The 14,861-nt window shown below is 73.1% G+C and carries 12 protein-coding genes; 4 read left to right on the top strand and 8 right to left on the bottom strand.

Annotated features, from left to right (window positions below):
* Window positions 1-70 precede the first annotated feature (70 nt).
* Complete coding sequence (locus tag ACLJPY_RS05555) at window positions 71-550, top strand: hemerythrin domain-containing protein (RefSeq protein ID WP_364247404.1); 480 nt, start codon at window positions 71-73, stop codon at window positions 548-550.
* Between the two features lie 53 nt (window positions 551-603).
* Here ACLJPY_RS05555 and ACLJPY_RS05550 read toward each other — a convergent pair whose 3' ends face one another.
* Window positions 604-2,064, bottom strand: a complete 1,461-nt coding sequence (locus tag ACLJPY_RS05550) for an aminotransferase class I/II-fold pyridoxal phosphate-dependent enzyme (protein ID WP_410586922.1) — start codon at window positions 2,062-2,064, stop codon at window positions 604-606.
* A gap of 46 nt (window positions 2,065-2,110) precedes the next feature.
* On the opposite strand from ACLJPY_RS05550, the gene ACLJPY_RS05545 reads away from it, so the two are divergent.
* Window positions 2,111-3,331 (top strand): amidohydrolase, encoded by a 1,221-nt coding sequence (locus tag ACLJPY_RS05545; protein WP_410586921.1) that lies wholly within the window; start codon window positions 2,111-2,113, stop codon window positions 3,329-3,331.
* Between the two features lie 42 nt (window positions 3,332-3,373).
* On the opposite strand, the gene ACLJPY_RS05540 is transcribed toward ACLJPY_RS05545, so the two are convergent.
* The 7 genes from ACLJPY_RS05540 to ACLJPY_RS05510 form a co-directional block, all read right to left on the bottom strand.
* Window positions 3,374-4,270 (bottom strand): TauD/TfdA dioxygenase family protein, encoded by an 897-nt coding sequence (locus tag ACLJPY_RS05540; protein WP_410586920.1) that lies wholly within the window; start codon window positions 4,268-4,270, stop codon window positions 3,374-3,376.
* A complete protein-coding gene (locus tag ACLJPY_RS05535; RefSeq protein ID WP_410586919.1) occupies window positions 4,267-5,580 on the bottom strand; it encodes an LLM class flavin-dependent oxidoreductase in 1,314 nt (437 codons plus the stop codon). The genes ACLJPY_RS05540 and ACLJPY_RS05535 overlap by 4 nt, the downstream gene beginning before the upstream one ends.
* Window positions 5,577-6,419: an ABC transporter permease gene (locus tag ACLJPY_RS05530; protein ID WP_410586918.1), complete on the bottom strand. Its 843-nt coding sequence runs from the start codon at window positions 6,417-6,419 to the stop codon at window positions 5,577-5,579. The genes ACLJPY_RS05535 and ACLJPY_RS05530 overlap by 4 nt, the downstream gene beginning before the upstream one ends.
* Window positions 6,416-7,189, bottom strand: coding sequence for an ABC transporter ATP-binding protein (locus ACLJPY_RS05525; protein WP_410586917.1), 774 nt, complete (start codon window positions 7,187-7,189; stop codon window positions 6,416-6,418). Before ACLJPY_RS05525 ends, ACLJPY_RS05530 begins: the two co-directional genes overlap by 4 nt.
* Entirely contained in the window at window positions 7,186-8,205 is a 1,020-nt protein-coding gene (locus ACLJPY_RS05520; RefSeq protein WP_410586916.1) for an ABC transporter substrate-binding protein, read from the bottom strand. The genes ACLJPY_RS05525 and ACLJPY_RS05520 overlap by 4 nt, the downstream gene beginning before the upstream one ends.
* Before the next feature lie 102 nt (window positions 8,206-8,307).
* Window positions 8,308-9,525, bottom strand: coding sequence for an ROK family transcriptional regulator (locus tag ACLJPY_RS05515; RefSeq protein ID WP_410587011.1), 1,218 nt, complete (start codon window positions 9,523-9,525; stop codon window positions 8,308-8,310).
* 98 nt (window positions 9,526-9,623) lie between these two features.
* Window positions 9,624-10,592, bottom strand: a complete 969-nt coding sequence (locus tag ACLJPY_RS05510) for a helix-turn-helix transcriptional regulator (RefSeq protein ID WP_410586915.1) — start codon at window positions 10,590-10,592, stop codon at window positions 9,624-9,626.
* Window positions 10,593-10,645: 53 nt separating this feature from the next.
* On the opposite strand from ACLJPY_RS05510, the gene ACLJPY_RS05505 reads away from it, so the two are divergent.
* Both ACLJPY_RS05505 and ACLJPY_RS05500 read left to right on the top strand, forming a co-directional pair.
* On the top strand, window positions 10,646-11,782 hold the full coding sequence (locus tag ACLJPY_RS05505; RefSeq protein ID WP_410587010.1) for an epoxide hydrolase family protein: 1,137 nt from the start codon (window positions 10,646-10,648) through the stop codon (window positions 11,780-11,782).
* Between the two features lie 60 nt (window positions 11,783-11,842).
* Window positions 11,843-14,842 (top strand): ATP-binding protein, encoded by a 3,000-nt coding sequence (locus ACLJPY_RS05500; protein WP_410586914.1) that lies wholly within the window; start codon window positions 11,843-11,845, stop codon window positions 14,840-14,842.
* Window positions 14,843-14,861: the final 19 nt, after the last annotated feature.

The raw sequence follows: 14,861 nt of genomic DNA, 5'->3' as shown, positions 1-14,861 counted from the left end.
GGGTATCCGGAGTGTCATCGAGCTACGTCCAGGTCGCCCTGCGAGACCTGGCCACCCCCGGAGGACATGGATGTCGACCGACGCGATCGTGCTGCTGAAGAACGACCACAAGACCGTGGAGAAGCTGTTCAAGCAATTCGAGAAGGCGGGGGAGGACGCGTACGACGAGAAGCGCCGGATCGCCGATTCGATCATCGAAGAGCTGACCGTCCACGCCTACATCGAAGAAGAGATCTTCTACCCGGCGGCGCGGGAAGCCGTGCCCGAGACCAAGGACCACGTCCTGGAAAGCGTGGAGGAGCACCACGTCGTCGTGTGGATGCTCTCGGAGCTGCTCGGCATGGACCCGAAGGAGGAGACCTTCGACGCGAAGGTCACCGTCCTCACCGAGAACGTCCGCCACCACGTCGAAGAGGAAGAGGACGAGTGGTTCCCCGAGGTCCGCTCGGCGATGGGCCGCAAGCAGCTGCAGGAACTGGGGCAGCGGATGATCGACGCCCGCTCGAAGGCGCCCAAGAACCCGCTCGAACTCAAGAGCGCCAAGGCCTGAGCACCCGGACTCCGCGAAGGGGGCACTTTCACGTGAAAGTGCCCCCTTCGGCGTCACTGCTTCGCGACGACCCGGATGGACTCGAGCTCGGAGTCGGCCGGGTCCGGCAGCAGCATGCCGGCCTCGAGGCCGCTGCGCAGGTAGTCGAGCATCGGCCGGGTGAGCACCTCGCCGGGCAGCACGCCGGGCGCGCCCGGCGGGTACGGCGTGATCATCTCCGCCGCGATCCGGCCCGCCGCCTCGGCGACCGGGACCTGTTCGACCGGGCCGAAGAACGCGTCGCGCGGCAGCATCGCCGTCTCCAGCTCCATGTCCTGCGGCGACGGCAGGTCCACCCTCGGCGGCTTTTCGAACGAGGGCGCGGCCTTCACGAGTGCGTCGATCGCGTCGACCAGCGTGCCCGCCGTCTCCTCGTCGTCGGAGTGGGTGAACTGGGCCACGATCCGGCGGTGGTCGGCCAGGCCGACGGTGACGCGCTGGTGCTCGCGCAGCCAGTCGGCCGCCTGGTAGCCGCTGATGCCCAGCGCGTCGAGGTCGAGCACGACCTTCAGCGGGTCGACCGAATCGGCGAGCTCCGGGCCGAGGAACTCGTCGTGCATAACCGTCACGCCCAGCTCGCCCAGCCGGCCGCGCACCGACTTCACGAGCGTCAGCGCACCTTCCAGGAGTTCCTTGCCCTGTTCGGCCATCTGGCGGCGCCAGCCGTCGAGGGCCGCGTAGACCAGGCAGCTCGCGCTGGTCGTGCCCAGCAGGTCCTCGCGTGCTTTGAGGACCTTCGGGTCGACGCGGTCGCCCTGCAGGTGGAAGACCGAGCTCTGCTCGACCGCGGCCCCCATCTTGTGCACGCTCGTGACGCAGACGTCGGCGCCGACGTTCATGCCCCACGGCGGCAGGCCGTCGTGGAACGGCAGGTGCGCGCCCCACGCCTCGTCGACGATCAGCGGGAGGTCGTGCTGGTGGCACCACTCGGTGATCGCCGCCAGGTCACCGCCCGTGCCGTAGTCGGTCGGGGTCACCACGAGGGCGCCCTTGACGTCGGGGTCCCGCTCGTAGGCCTCGGCGAACTCGCGGACGCCCGGCGGGTGGCTCAGGTGCCGCTCGGCGTCCCAGTGCGGCCGCACCCAGACCGGCCGGACGCCGCTGACGATCAGCCCGGAGATGACCGACTTGTGGACGTGCCGCGGCACCAGCAGCTTCTCGTGCGGCCCGGCGACGGCCAGCATCGCGCTCTTCACCGACAGGGAGCTGCCGCACGTGGAGAAGAACGTGTGCTCGGCGCCGACGGCGTCGGCCATCAGCTCCTGGGCGCTGGAGAGCACCCCGTGGCGCATCAGCCGGTCGTCGAGGCCGTTGAGGGAAATCACGTCGGACTCGAACACGCCAGCGCCGACGACTTCGAGCACCCGCGGATCCACGCCGCGGCCCTGCTTGTGGCCGGGCGCGTTGTACGGGACGTAACCGGTGCGGTGGTAGTCGCGCAGCGCCTCGAGTACTGGTGCTTTGCTGTGGTCCATGGCGCCGGAGTAGCCGGAGCGCGCCCGCGGGAAACACCTCGGTGGCATGACCGTCCGCGGTTGGGGTATCCCGGAGGGCATGGAGTGGCACGAGGAGCTGCACGAGCGGGCCGACGAGCGCATCGAGCACCTGGACGAGCGGCTGTGGGCCGTCGCGACCGCGCTGCACGAGCGGCCGGAACTGTCCTATGAGGAGCACGCGGCCGCCGAACGGCTCACCGGGGAACTGGCCGCGGACGGCTTCGAGGTCGAGACCGGGGTCGCCGGGCTCCCCACGGCGTTCGTCGCGCGGGCCGGGCGGGGCCGGCCCTGCGTCGCGCTGCTGCTGGAGTACGACGCCCTGCCGGGCCTGGGGCACGCCTGCGGGCACAACCTGATCGCCGCGGCGGGCCTGGGCGCCGCGCTGGCCGCCAAGGAAGTCCTGGGCGAGGAGCGGGGCTCGCTGCTCGCCGTGGGCACGCCGGCCGAGGAGCGCGGCGGCGGGAAGGTCGCGATGGCGGAGGCGGGCGTGTTCGACGACGTCGACGCGGCCCTGATGATCCACCCCGGCGTCCACTCGTGGTCGTGGGCGCCGCTGACCGCGCAGGTGGAGGTGAAGGTGACGGTCCACGGCCGGGCGGCGCACCCGACCGGCGACCCGGAACACGGCATCGACGCCCTCGCCGGCCTGATCCAGGCGTTCGGCGCGGTCTCCGCCCTGCGCCAGCGGCTGGCGCCCGGCTCGCACGTCCAGGGCATCATCACCCACGGCGGCGAGGCGACGAACATCGTCCCGGACCGGGCCGAAGGCCGCTTCGGGCTCCGCGCGCTGACGACGGACGCACTGGACCGCCTGGTCGAGGACGTGACGACGTGCGCGCAGGGGGCGGCGCTGGCGACCGGGGCGAAGGTCGACGTCGAACGCCTCGGCCGGGGGTACGCGCACTTCCGCGACAACCCGGTGCTGTCGGAGCGGTTCACCGAGCACCTGGCGGCGTGCGGCATCCACGCGACACCGCCGGCGCCCGGGGTCTTCCTGGGGTCGTCGGACATCGGTGACGTCAGCGTCCGCGTCCCGGCGATCCACCCGTTCGTGGCCATCACGGCGGAGGAGATGTCGGACCACACACCGGAGTTCGCCGAGGCGGCGGCCGGCCCGCGGGGCCGGGCGGCCATGCTGGCTTCGGCGGCGGCACTGGCGCGGACGGTGATCGACCTGCGGACGCACCCGGCGCTGGTCAGCCGCGCGTGGGACTGCTTCCGGGACCAGGCGCGGAACCGGCGGTGAGCCGGTGCGGGTGCCGGAGCGGTCTCCGGCACCCGCGTCACCTCAGGCGACCGGCGTGTAGTGCGACGCGTCCCCTTCGAGCGACTCGCTCGGCCGCCCGTCGATGCCAGCGGGGATGTCGCCGGCGACGGTGACGCGGTTGAGGCGCCGGGGCAGGCCGTCGTAGTTGTCGATCGCGTAGTGCTGGGTGATCCGGTTGTCGAACAGCACCAGCTGGTCCGGCTCCCAGGCCACCCGCACGATGTTCTCCGGCCGCGTGACGTAGGACTGCAGCAGCCGCAGCAGATCGCGGGACTCGCTCACCGAAAGACCCTCGATCCGCTGGGCGAACCCGCCGATGAACAGGCCGCGCTCACCGGTCACCGGGTGCACCCGCACGACCGGGTGCACGGTCCGGTACTTCCGCGAGACGAACTGCGCGCGCCGCGCCTGCTCCTTCTCGTCCACCGTCTCCGGCGGCTGGACGTAGTCGTAGTCGTTGGTGTGCACCGCGCGCAGCGTGTCGGCGAACGCCCGCAGCGGTTCCGGCAGGTCGCGGTAGGCCGCGGCGGCGTTGGCGATCAGCGTCTCCCCGCCGTAGGGCGGCACCACGAGGCTGCGCAGCGTGCTGGCCTTCGGCGGGTTGAGGACGAAGGTGACGTCGGTGTGCCAGTGGTTGGCGCGGCCCTGCTCGCTGTCGACGGGCAGGATCGTCGGCGCGCCTTCGACCGCAGGCACGGTCGGGTGGGCCTTGGTCAGCTCGCCGAAGTGCGCCGCGAACCGCTGCTGGCCCTCGTCGTCGAGCCGGACGTTCCGGAACACCAGTGCCTTGTGCTCGTGCAGGGCGTCGGTCAGGAACGCCACCTGCGTCGCGTCGAGGTCCCCGGCCGGGTCGAAGCCGACGATCTCGGCGCCGATCCTCCCGGTGAGCTTGCGGACGTCGGTGCCGATGGTGGTCATGCGGGCTCCTTCACTCGGTTGCGGTTCACGGGCCGCGCGAGGCCGTAGTGCTCGCGCAAGGTGGGGCCGGAGTACTCGGTGCGGAACAGCCCGCGCCGCTGCAGCTCCGGGACGACGAGGTCGACGAAGTCGTCGAGCCCGCCGGGCAGGGTCGGCGGCATGACGTTGAAGCCGTCGGCGGCGCCGCCGCGGAACCACGCCTCCAGTTCGTCGGCGACCTGGACCGGCGTCCCGGCGAAGACGCGGTGCCCGCGGCCGCCGGCCAGCCGTTCGAGCAGCTGCCGGATGGTCAGGTCCTCCCGCCGGGCCAGGCCGACGACCAGGTCGAACCGGCTCTGGCCGCCCTCGGTGAAGCTGCCGACGTCGGGCAGTGGCCCGTCCAGCGGGTAGCCGGTGACGTCGTGGTCGAGCATCTTCGACAGCTGCCGCAGCCCGTAGTCCGGCGTGATCAGCGCGTTCAGCTCGGCCTCGCGTTCGCGCGCCTCGGCTTCGGTGCGGCCGAGGATCGGCGAGATCCCCGGCAGGATCTTGAGTTCGTCCGGCGTGCGGCCGTACTTGGTGAGCCGGCCCTTGACGTCGTCGTAGAACGCCTTGCCTTCGGCATAGGTCTGCTGCGCGGTGAACACGGCCTCGGCGTGCCGGGCCGCGTACTCCTTGCCGGTTTCGGACGACCCGGCCTGCACGAGCAGCGGGTAGCCCTGCACCGGGCGTTCGATGTTGAGCGGTCCCTGCACCCGGAAGTGGGGCCCGTCGTGCTCGACCGCGCGGATCCGGCCAGTGTCGGCGTAGACCCCGGTGGCCCGGTCGACGACCGCGGCGTCGTCGTCCCAGCTGTCCCAGAGCTTCTTGACGACGTCGACGAACTCCTCGGCCCGGTCGTAGCGCGCGTCGTGCGACGGGCGCTTGGCCAGGTTGAAGTTGCGGGCCTCGTCGATGCCGGCGGAGGTGACGATGTTCCAGCCCGCGCGGCCGCCGGAGAGGTGGTCGAGCGAGGCGAACTTGCGGGCCAGGTGGTAGGGCTCGTTGTAGGTCGTCGACGCCGTCGCGATCAGTCCGATGTGGACTGTGGACGCGGCGAGCGCGGACAACAGCGTCAGCGGTTCGAAGTGGCTGTGGGAGTTGTGCCTGACGTTGCCCCACAGCGCGACGCCGTCGGCGAGGAAGATCGAGTCGAGCTTGCCGCGCTCGGCGGTCCGCGCGACGTCGACGTAGTGCTGCAGCGTCCGCGCCCGGTGCGGGTCGGTCGACGGGTGCCGCCACGCGGCTTCGTGGTGGCCGTTCGGCATCACGAACGCGTTGAGGTGCATCATGGTTTCTCCTTGGGCCGCCAGGTCGAAAACCGCCGTTCGAGGCCGACGAAGCCGGCGTTGACGAGCACGCCGAGCAGCGAGACCGCGATGATCCCGGCGTACATCTGCTGGATCTGGAAGTTCACCTGGCTCGTGTTGATGAGGTAGCCGAGCCCGGCTTTCGCGCCGACCATCTCCGCGGCCACCAGCACCAGGATCGAATAGGACGCCGCCATCCGGATGCCGGTGAACACCGTCGGCACCGCCGAGGGCAGGATCACCTTCCGGAACAGCCGCGGGCTGGACAGCCCCAGCGAGCGGGCCGCCTTGACCAGGAGCGGGTCCACGGTGTTGACCCCGGCGATCGTGTTGAGCAGCACCGGCCACACGCAGGCGTAGACCACGAGGCTGACCTTCGACAGCTCGCCGATGCCCAGCAGCAGCGTGAACACCGGCAGCAGGGCCAGCGCGGCGGTGTTGCGGGCGAGCTCCAGCAGCGGCTGCAGGAACCGCGCGACCGGCCGGTACCAGCCGATCAGCAATCCGAGCGGCACCGCCACGGCCACGGCCACGGCGAACCCGGCGGCGGAGCGCCCGACGCTGGCCAGCAGGTGGTCGGCGAGCTCGCCGTCGAGCACCAGCTGCCACAGCGCCTGCAGGTCTTCCGAGAGCGGCGGCAGGAACGTCCGCGTGCCCTCGTCGAGCACGAACCGGGGGACCAGCTCCCAGAGCAGCGCGAACAGCACGACCGCGGCGGACGCGTGCACCGCGCGGGTGAGCCGCTTCCGCCAGCGCGGCGGGCGGGCCGGCGGGGTCGTGGGTCCGATGTGGACGGTCGGTGCGTCGAGGGTGGTGGTCATCGGGCCGCGCTCCGTTCGTGTTCGGCCGCCTTGCGAACCTCGTCGTGCAGCAGTTCCCACAGCTGGTGGCGCTGCCGCCCGAACGCCGCGCCGGAGCGCACGTCACCGGCGCGGTCGCCGAGGTCGACGTCGACGACGGCCTTGAGCCGCCCGGGCCGGGACGTCAGCACCGCGACCTGCTGTCCCAGGTAGACGGCCTCGTCGATGCCGTGGGTGATGAACACGATCGTCTTGCCGGTGCGGCGCCAGATCCGCAGCAGCTCCTCCTGCAGCTGCTCGCGGGTCTGCGCGTCGAGCGCGGCGAACGGCTCGTCCATCAGCAGCACGGCCGGGTCGTAGGCGAGGCTGCGGGCGATCGCCACGCGCTGCTTCATCCCGCCGGACAGCTCGTGCGGGTAGCGGTCCTCGAAGCCGGACAGCCCGACCAGGGCGAGGTATTCGCGGGCCCGGTCGGCGCGCTGCCGCTTCCCGAGCGGGCCGCCTTCGAGCCCGAACTCGACGTTGGCGCGCGCGGTGCGCCACGGGAACAGCGCGTATTGCTGGAAGACGACCCCGCGGTCCAGGCCGGGGCCGCGCACCGGCGTGCCGTCGATGAGCACTTCGCCCGACGTCGGCGTGGTCAGCCCGCCCAGCAGGTCGAGCAGCGTCGACTTGCCCGAGCCGCTCGGGCCGACCAGGGACAGGAACGTGCCGTCGGTGATGTCGAGGGAGACGTCGTCGAGCGCGGTCAGTTCGCCGAACGTCTTGGTCACCGAGCGGATGGCGATCACTTGGTCACCGCCGGCGCGCCGTCGCGGTAGGGGTTGAACTCGTTGGTGTAGAGCTTGGCCGTGTCGATCCGGTCGTGCTTGAGGTAGCCCTCCTGCTTCAGCCACGGCTCCCACCGCGTGTAGTCCGCGTCGGAGATGAGGCCGCCGCGGGTGATGCCGACGCTCTTCCAGTACTTGAGCGTGTCGGTGTTTTCGTTGCGCCCGCGGGCTTTGATGATCTTCGTGAAGCGCGCGATCACTTCGTCGCGCGGAGTCGTGCGCTCCCACTCGACCGCCCGCGCCACGGCGGAGACGAAGACCTTGGTGGTCTCCGGGTACTTCTTGATGAAGTCCGTGCGCAGGACGTACGGCCCGCCGTTGTAGGGGCCGAACGCGCCGACGTCGGTGAACAGCGGGCGGACACCACCGGCGGCGACGGCGTGGTCCTGCAGGATGCCCTGCAGCGCGGCGACGTCGAGCTGGCCGTTGCGCAGCGCCTGTTCGGCGTTCACCGGCGGGATCACGACGAGCTGCACCTGCTTGATCTCGTCGTCGGACAGGCCCTGGCCCTTCAGCCACGTGTCGAGTGCGGCCTCGAGGTTCGCGCCGGCGGTGTTGACGCCGACCTTCTTGCCGATCAGGTCGCGGGCGGTCCGGATCGGGCTGTCCTGCCTGGTGTAGTAGCCGATGAAGGACTTGTCGTCGGACCCGTAGTAGTTGACGACCGCCTTGACCGGGGCGCCGGCCTCGACCAGTTTGACGACCGCGCCGGTGAAGGCGCCGCCGAAGTCGGTCTGGTCGGTGGCCGCCGACTGGATGTCCTGCGGGCCGCTGATCGTGTTGCCGACCCACTTGAGCTTGATCGGGCCGAAGTAGCCCAGGTCTTCGGCGAGTTCGGGCAGCGTGACGGCGTTGGCGCTGCCCTGGTAGCGCAGTTCCAGCTTCTCCGGTTGCCCGGGCGCACCGGTGGCCGTCGCCGAAGCGCAGCCGGCCAGCAGGACGAGGGCGGCGGCGAACAGGGGCAGGGTTTTCTTCACGGTGGTTTCGTCCGTTCCGGGAGTCGGTGGGGATGGCAGCAATTCTTCGCAGCACCCGGACGGACGGTCAATTTTGCGAGTTCGTGAAATAACTCCGCCGCTTCACGAAGCGTGCGGCCACCGCGTGAGGAGCGGACCGAGCGGGTCTTCGTAGAGGACGTCCAGGAGCACCGCGCCGCCGGCGGTGGCCAGCTCGGTGCCCGGGAAGCTCGTGCCCACAACGCTTTCCGCCGCGTCGGGGCACCGGGACCGGTCGCGGACCTCGTCCCGGATGATGGGAAGGCAGCCGGGCACCCCGGCTACACTGCGGTCGACCACCACGAGCACGGCCGGGTTGAGGACGTCGAGCAGAAGGGCCGCCGCCTGGCCGATGAGCCGGGCGCGCTCGTGGCACATCGCCACGGCCGCGGAATTGCCGCGGGTGGCGAGCGCGAGCAATTCCGGAAAATCCGGCTGCGCGATGAGCCCGTTTTCCGCGGCTTTCCGTGCGAGCGTTGCTTCGGAGACGGCCGCTTCCAGGCAGCCGGTGCGCCCGCACCGGCACGGTTCGGTGCTGCCGTCGACCCGCAGGTGCGCGACGGTCCCCGCGGCCGAGCGCGGCCCGTGGTGCACTCCTTCGCCGGTGGCGAACGCGGCGTCGACGACGTTGCCGGTGAACAGCTGCACGACGCTGTCGCGGGCCCGCCGGTGCCCGAAGAGCCGTTCGGCGTGCACCAGCGCCCGTGCGTGCCCGTCGACTTCCACGGCCAGCCCGGTGCTGCCGGCCAGCAGGTCGCGGACGCCGACGTTCCGCCAGTCCAGCAGCGGGTGTTCGACCACGGTGCCGGACTCCCGGTCGACCCAGCCGCCGGTGGCGACGCCGAGGCCGAGCGGCTCGCGGTCCGGCGCGTGCCCGAGCAGGAGGTCGTCGAAGATTTCGGCGGCGCGGGCCAGCAGGTCCTCCGCGGCCAGCCCGTCGTGCGGTTCTTCGTGCTGCACCAGCACTTTCCCGCGCAGGTCGAGCAGAGCGACGGTGGCGTGGTGCACGGCGATGTGCAGGGCGCCGGCGACGTACCGCCCGGTGTCGAGGTCGACCGGCACGTGTGGCCGTCCGACACTCTTGCGTGGCTCCGCTTCGGGGAGCTCGCGCAGCAGCCCGAGCCGGCTCAGTTCGGCGGTGTGGCCGGTGACCGCGGCGGCGGACAGGCCGGTCCGCCGCGCGATGGTGCTGCGCGCGATCGGGCCGTCGTCGAGCACCGCCCGCAGGACGGCGCTGGCACTGGCGCTGCGCCGGAACCCGCGCGCGTCCGTCCTCTGTGGACTTCCCGCCCGGCTGGTCACCGCCCGATCGTGGCAGACGAACCGGCGTGGGCCCAGCGTGCCCAGGATGCGGGCTCGGCGCATCCCCACAGGGGAACAAGAAGACGTCGCCGGGGCGATCATCCGGGAGCCGGTGGACTCCCGGCGTTGGCGGCCCGCAGGAACCGTTCGCCCTGCTTCGCCAGCGCGTCGGCGAGCTCCGGCGCGTCGAGCACCTCGAAGTCCACGTCGAGCAGGCCGAGGTACAGCGCGAGCGCCGGCGCGTGGTCGGACCCGACCTCGGCGACGCAGCGGTCCGGGCCCTCGGGGGTCACGCCGACCGCGACCGGCAGCCGGGCCCGCACGTGCTCGACCGGCGCGTGCAGCCGCACCCGGGCGTGGAACCGCCACGTCGCCGCACCCGCACTGCGCTGGACGTACTGCACGACGTCACCCTCCGGCGGCTCACGCGGGGTGAAGCGCGGGCCGTTGGGCACCTTCGGCGTCAGCCGGTCGACGCGGAAGGTGCGCCAGTCGTCCCGGGCGGTGTCCCAGGCGACCAGGTACCAGCGCCGTCCCCAGCTGACCAGCCGGTGCGGCTCCACGTCCCGGCGGCTCGGTGTGCCCTGGTGGCTCGTGTAGCCGAACCGCAGCCGTTCGCTCGCCCGGATGGCCGTCGCGATGGCGGTGAGCACGTCCGCGTCGACGGCGGGACCGGCGCCGGGGACCGTGACCGTCGCCGCCTGCAGCGCCCGCACCCGGTGCCGCAGCCGCGACGGCAGCACCTGCTCCAGTTTGGCCAGCGCACGCACCGACGTCTCGCCGATACCGGGGACGCCCGCCGCCGTGCGCAGCCCGACCGCGACGGCCACGGCTTCGTCGTCGTCCAGCAGCAGCGGCGGGAGCTGGGCGCCCGCGCCGAGCCGGTAGCCGCCCAGGACGCCGGGCGCGGCTTCGACGGGGTAGCCGAGTTCCCGCAGCTTGCCGACGTCGCTGCGGACGGTGCGCGCGGTGACGCCGAGCCGGCCGGCCAGGTCGGCGCCGGTCCAGTCACGCCGCGTTTCGAGCAGCGACAGCAGCCGCAGGAGGCGGGCGGAGGTCTGCAACACCGTCGAAGGGTCGCACGGAACGCGGAAGAAAGTCTTCCGCAATGGCTCTTAGCGTGCTGCCCATGACGAACGAGATCCATCCCTTCCGCATCGACATCCCGCAGGCCGAGCTGGCCGACTTGCACCAGCGCCTGGCCTCGGCCCGGTTCGCCGACCCGGTGCCCGGCGACGAGCCGGACCGGTCCCGCGGCATCCCGGCGGCCGAGGTCCGAGCGCTGGCCGAGTACTGGCGCGACGGCTTCGACTGGCGCCCCCACGAGGCAGCGCTCAACGCGTTTCCGCAGTTCACGACCGTGATCGACGGCCAGACCGTCCACTTCCTGCACGTCCGCTCCGCGCAGGCCGACGCGGTGCCGCTGCTGCTCACCCACGGCTACCCGAGCTCGGTCGTCGAGTTCCTCGACGTCATCGGCCCGCTGACCGAGCCGGGCCCGGACGCGTTCCACGTCGTCGTCCCGTCGGTGCCCGGGTTCGGGTTCTCGACGCCGTTGAGCGGCCCGGGCTGGGAGCTGGCCCGCACGGCCGGCGCGTTCGCCGAGCTGATGACCCGGCTCGGCTACGACCGGTTCGCCGCCCAGGGCGGCGACCTCGGCGCGGGCGTCACCGGGCGCCTCGGGGCGGTGTACCCGGACCGGGTGCTCGGCACCCACGTCAACAGCGACCGCGGCACCATCGCGCTGGCCGGGGAACAGCTGCCGCTGCCGGAGGGCCTGTCCGCGGCGGAACAGTCCGAACTGGACGCCGCCCGCGAGGCGTGGCGGGCCGGCCGCGGCTACCTGGACCTCCAGTCGCACACGCCCGAGACGATCGCGGCCGCGCTCACCGACTCGCCGGTGGGGCAGCTGGCCTGGATCGCGGAGAAGTTCGAGGCGTGGTCCGGCGCGGGCGGCATCGACCGCGACCGGCTGCTGACCACCGCGAGCCTGTACTGGTTCACCCGCAGCGGCGCGACCGCGGCCCGGTTCCTGTACGAGGCCGCCCACTCCGCCCACGGCTGGCTGGCGTCGTCGGACGTCCCGGCGGGCTGGGCGGTGTTCAACACCTCGCCGCTGGTCCGGCGGATCATGGACCCGGAGGAGAAGATCGCGCACTGGTCGGACTTCGCTTCCGGCGGCCACTTCGCGGCGATGGAGGAACCGGGGCTGCTCGTGGCCGACATCCGCGCGTTCTTCCGCGGGCTGCGGTCGTAACCCTCGGCGCTGACCCCGTTTGCCCCTCACGACCCGGGCGCGTGGGCCAGAATCGGCGGCGTGCAGTTCGCCATCCTCGGGCCGGTCGAAGCCCGCCGTCCCGACGGGACCCCGGTCGCCGTCGGCGGCCCCCAGCTGCGGGGTCTGCTCGCCTTGCTCGCCCTCGACGCCGGGCGCTTCGTCGGCGCCGAACGGCTCATCGACGGCCTGCACGGCGAGCAGCCGCCCGAGGGCGCCGCCGAAGCCCTGCAGTCGCAGGTCTCGCGGTTGCGGCGGCGGCTGCGGGACGGCGGCGCGCCCGACGGTCTCGTCGAATTCACCCCGGCCGGGTACCGGCTGGCCGTCGACCCCCAGGACGTCGACGTCCACCGCTTCGAACGGCTCACCGCGCAAGCGCGGGAAACCCCCGATCCGGCGGCGAAACTGGCGCTGTTCACCGAAGCGCTCGCGCTGTGGCGGGGGCCCGCGCTCGACGGGCTCGCCGACCCGCCGCGCGCGGCCCGGCTGGCGGAACTGCGGCTCGCCGCGACCGAGGACCGCGTCGAAGCCGCGCTCGCGCTCGGCCACCACGAGCGGCTCGTCGCCGGACTGCGGGAGCTCGCGGCCGAGCACCCGCTCCGCGAACGCCTCACCGCCCAGCTCGTCCGGGCCCTGCACGGCAGCGGCCGGTCCGCCGAAGCCCTCGCGGTGTTCGCCGGGATCCGGGCCCGTCTGGCCGACGAACTCGGCGCCGACCCGTCGCCGGAGCTCGCGGCCGCCCACCTCGCCGTCCTCCAGGCCGCGGCGCCCGCGCCGGCGCGCTGGGTGCCCGTGCCGCTCACCGCGTTCGTCGGCCGCGCCGAACTCGACCGGCTCACCGCGGCACTGGACGGCGCCCGGCTCGTCACGCTCACCGGGCCGGGCGGCGCCGGCAAGACGCGCCTCGCCGTCGAAGCCGCGGCCCGGGCGGCGGGTGAGGTCTGCTTCGTCGAGCTCGCGACGACCACCGACGTTCCGCGTGCCGTCCTGGCCGCACTGGGCCTGCGGGAACAGGGGGTGCTGGCCCCGGGCGCGGCCGCGGATCCGGCCGACCGCCTCGCGGCCGGACTGGCCGACCGGCCGCTGCTGTTGGTCCTCGACAACTGCGAACACGTCGTCGCCGAGGCCGCGCGGCTGACGCGGCGCCTGCTGGGGGAGTGCCCCGGCCTGCGCGTGCTGGCCACCAGCCGGGAGGCGCTCGGCCTGACCGGCGAGACGCTGGTGCCGGTCGGCGCGTTGCCCGCCGACGCCGCGGAGCGCCTGTTCACCGACCGGGCCGCGGCCGTCGCTCCCGGCGAAGCACCCGCTCCGGGCGCGGTCACCCGCATCTGCGCCGCCCTCGACGGCCTCCCGCTGGCCATCGAGCTCGCCGCCGCCCGGCTGCGGTCGCTGTCGGCGGACGACGTCGCCGCCCGCCTGGGCGACCGGTTCGCGCTGCTTTCGCGGGGCGACCGGACCGCGGAGCCGCGGCACCGGACGCTGCGCGGCGTCGTCGAGTGGAGCTGGGACCTCCTCGACCCCGGCGAACAGCTGCTGGCGGGCCGGTTCGCGGTGTTCGCCGGTGGTGCGCGGCCGGCCGCGGTCGAACGCGTCTGCGGGGTCCCCGAAGCCGGGCTCACCGGGCTGGTCGAGAAGTCCTTCGTCGAGTTCACCGGCGGCCGGTACCGGATGCTGGAAACGATCCGCGCGTTCTGCGCCGGGCAGGGCGACGACCGGCGGGCGGCGCACGCGCGGTACTTCCTGGACTTCGCCTCGGCCCTCGAGCCGAAGCTGCGCGGCGCCGACCAGCTGACGGCACTGGCCGAGCTGACCGCCGAACACGCCGAACTGCAGGCGGCCCTGCGCTGGAGCGCCACCGAAGACCCCGCGACCGCGTTGCGGCTCATCGCCGCGCTGTCCTGGTACTGGTGGCTGCGCGGCCTGCGCAGCGAGGCGACGCCGGTCGCGGACACCGTGCTCGCCGCCGTCGGCCCCGAGCCGCCGCCTGGACTGGCCGAGGAGTACGTCCTGTGCGTGATCCAGGCGTCGGCCACCGACGTCGAGATCGAGCCCATCCTGCGGCGGCTCGACGGGCCGCTGCGGTACCCGTACCTCTTCCTGCTGTGGGCGTTTTCCCCGCGCACCAAGGCCAAGGAAGGCGAGCGGCTGGCCGCGCTGATCGGTCCCGACGCGTGGTCCCGGGCGTTCGCGCGCATCGGCGACGGCCTCGGCGCGCAGTACGGCGGCCGGATCGCCGAAGCCGAAGCGCACTTCTCGGCGGCCCTCGAGGCGTTCCGCGCCCTGGGCGACCGCTGGGGCGAGGCGAGCGCGCTGGAGAAGCTCGCGGAGTTCGCCGACTGGCGCGGCGACCACGCGCGGTTCCGCGAGCTGATGGACGAGGCCGTGCGGCTGGCCGGGGAGCTCGGCGCGGTCGAAGACGCCGCCGACCTGCTCTGCCGCCGCGCCGACGGCGTCCTTCGGCAAGGAGACGCCGAAGCCGCGAAAGCCGACTACGAAGCCGCCGCCGAGCAGGCGCGCGCGGCCGGGACCCCGGTGACGCTCGCCCGGGCCCGCGGCGGGCTGGGGGAGATCGCCCGGCGCGCGGGCGATCTGACCGCGGCCCGGCGCTGGTACGCCTCGGCCCTGAGCCTGGCCGCCGACCCGGTTACCGGCGGCGAGACGCGGATCCGCGTCCACACCGGGTTCGGCTGGACCGCGGCCGCCGAGGGCCGCCTGGCCGAGGCGACCGAGCTGCACCAGGAGGCGCTCGCCACGGCGCTGGAACACACGAACCTGCCCGGCGCGGCGCAGGCCGTCGAAGGGCTGGCCGGGGTGCTCGCCGCGCGGGAGGAGCACGAGCGGGCGGCGTTCCTCCTCGGCGTCGCGGTCGGGCTGCGCGGTGCGCCGGTGACCGGGGACGCCGACATCGACGGCGTGGCGGACCTCATCCGGGCGCGCCTCGGCGCCGAGGCCTACCGCACGGCGTTCGAGCGCGGCCGGGAGGCGCCGCCCGAGCAGGCGGTCCGGGAGGCCGGTCAGCGGCGGTTCGCGCTCGGTTCGTGAACGGTCAGCGGCAGCGCCG

The organism is Amycolatopsis sp. lyj-23, assembly GCF_046549135.1.
GTDB lineage: Bacteria > Actinomycetota > Actinomycetes > Mycobacteriales > Pseudonocardiaceae > Amycolatopsis.
Note: the sequence above shows the minus strand (reverse complement) of the source record. Positions and strands in the feature narration are given on the sequence as shown.

Coding starts and splice junctions, on each gene's coding strand:
- ACLJPY_RS05550 (WP_410586922.1), bottom strand. CDS start 2,064: ATGGACCACAGCAAAGCACCAGTACTCGAGGCGCTGCGCGACTACCAC.
- ACLJPY_RS05535 (WP_410586919.1), bottom strand. CDS start 5,580: ATGATGCACCTCAACGCGTTCGTGATGCCGAACGGCCACCACGAAGCC.
- ACLJPY_RS05545 (WP_410586921.1), top strand. CDS start 2,111: ATGACCGTCCGCGGTTGGGGTATCCCGGAGGGCATGGAGTGGCACGAG.
- ACLJPY_RS05555 (WP_364247404.1), top strand. CDS start 71: ATGTCGACCGACGCGATCGTGCTGCTGAAGAACGACCACAAGACCGTG.
- ACLJPY_RS05530 (WP_410586918.1), bottom strand. CDS start 6,419: ATGACCACCACCCTCGACGCACCGACCGTCCACATCGGACCCACGACC.
- ACLJPY_RS05540 (WP_410586920.1), bottom strand. CDS start 4,270: ATGACCACCATCGGCACCGACGTCCGCAAGCTCACCGGGAGGATCGGC.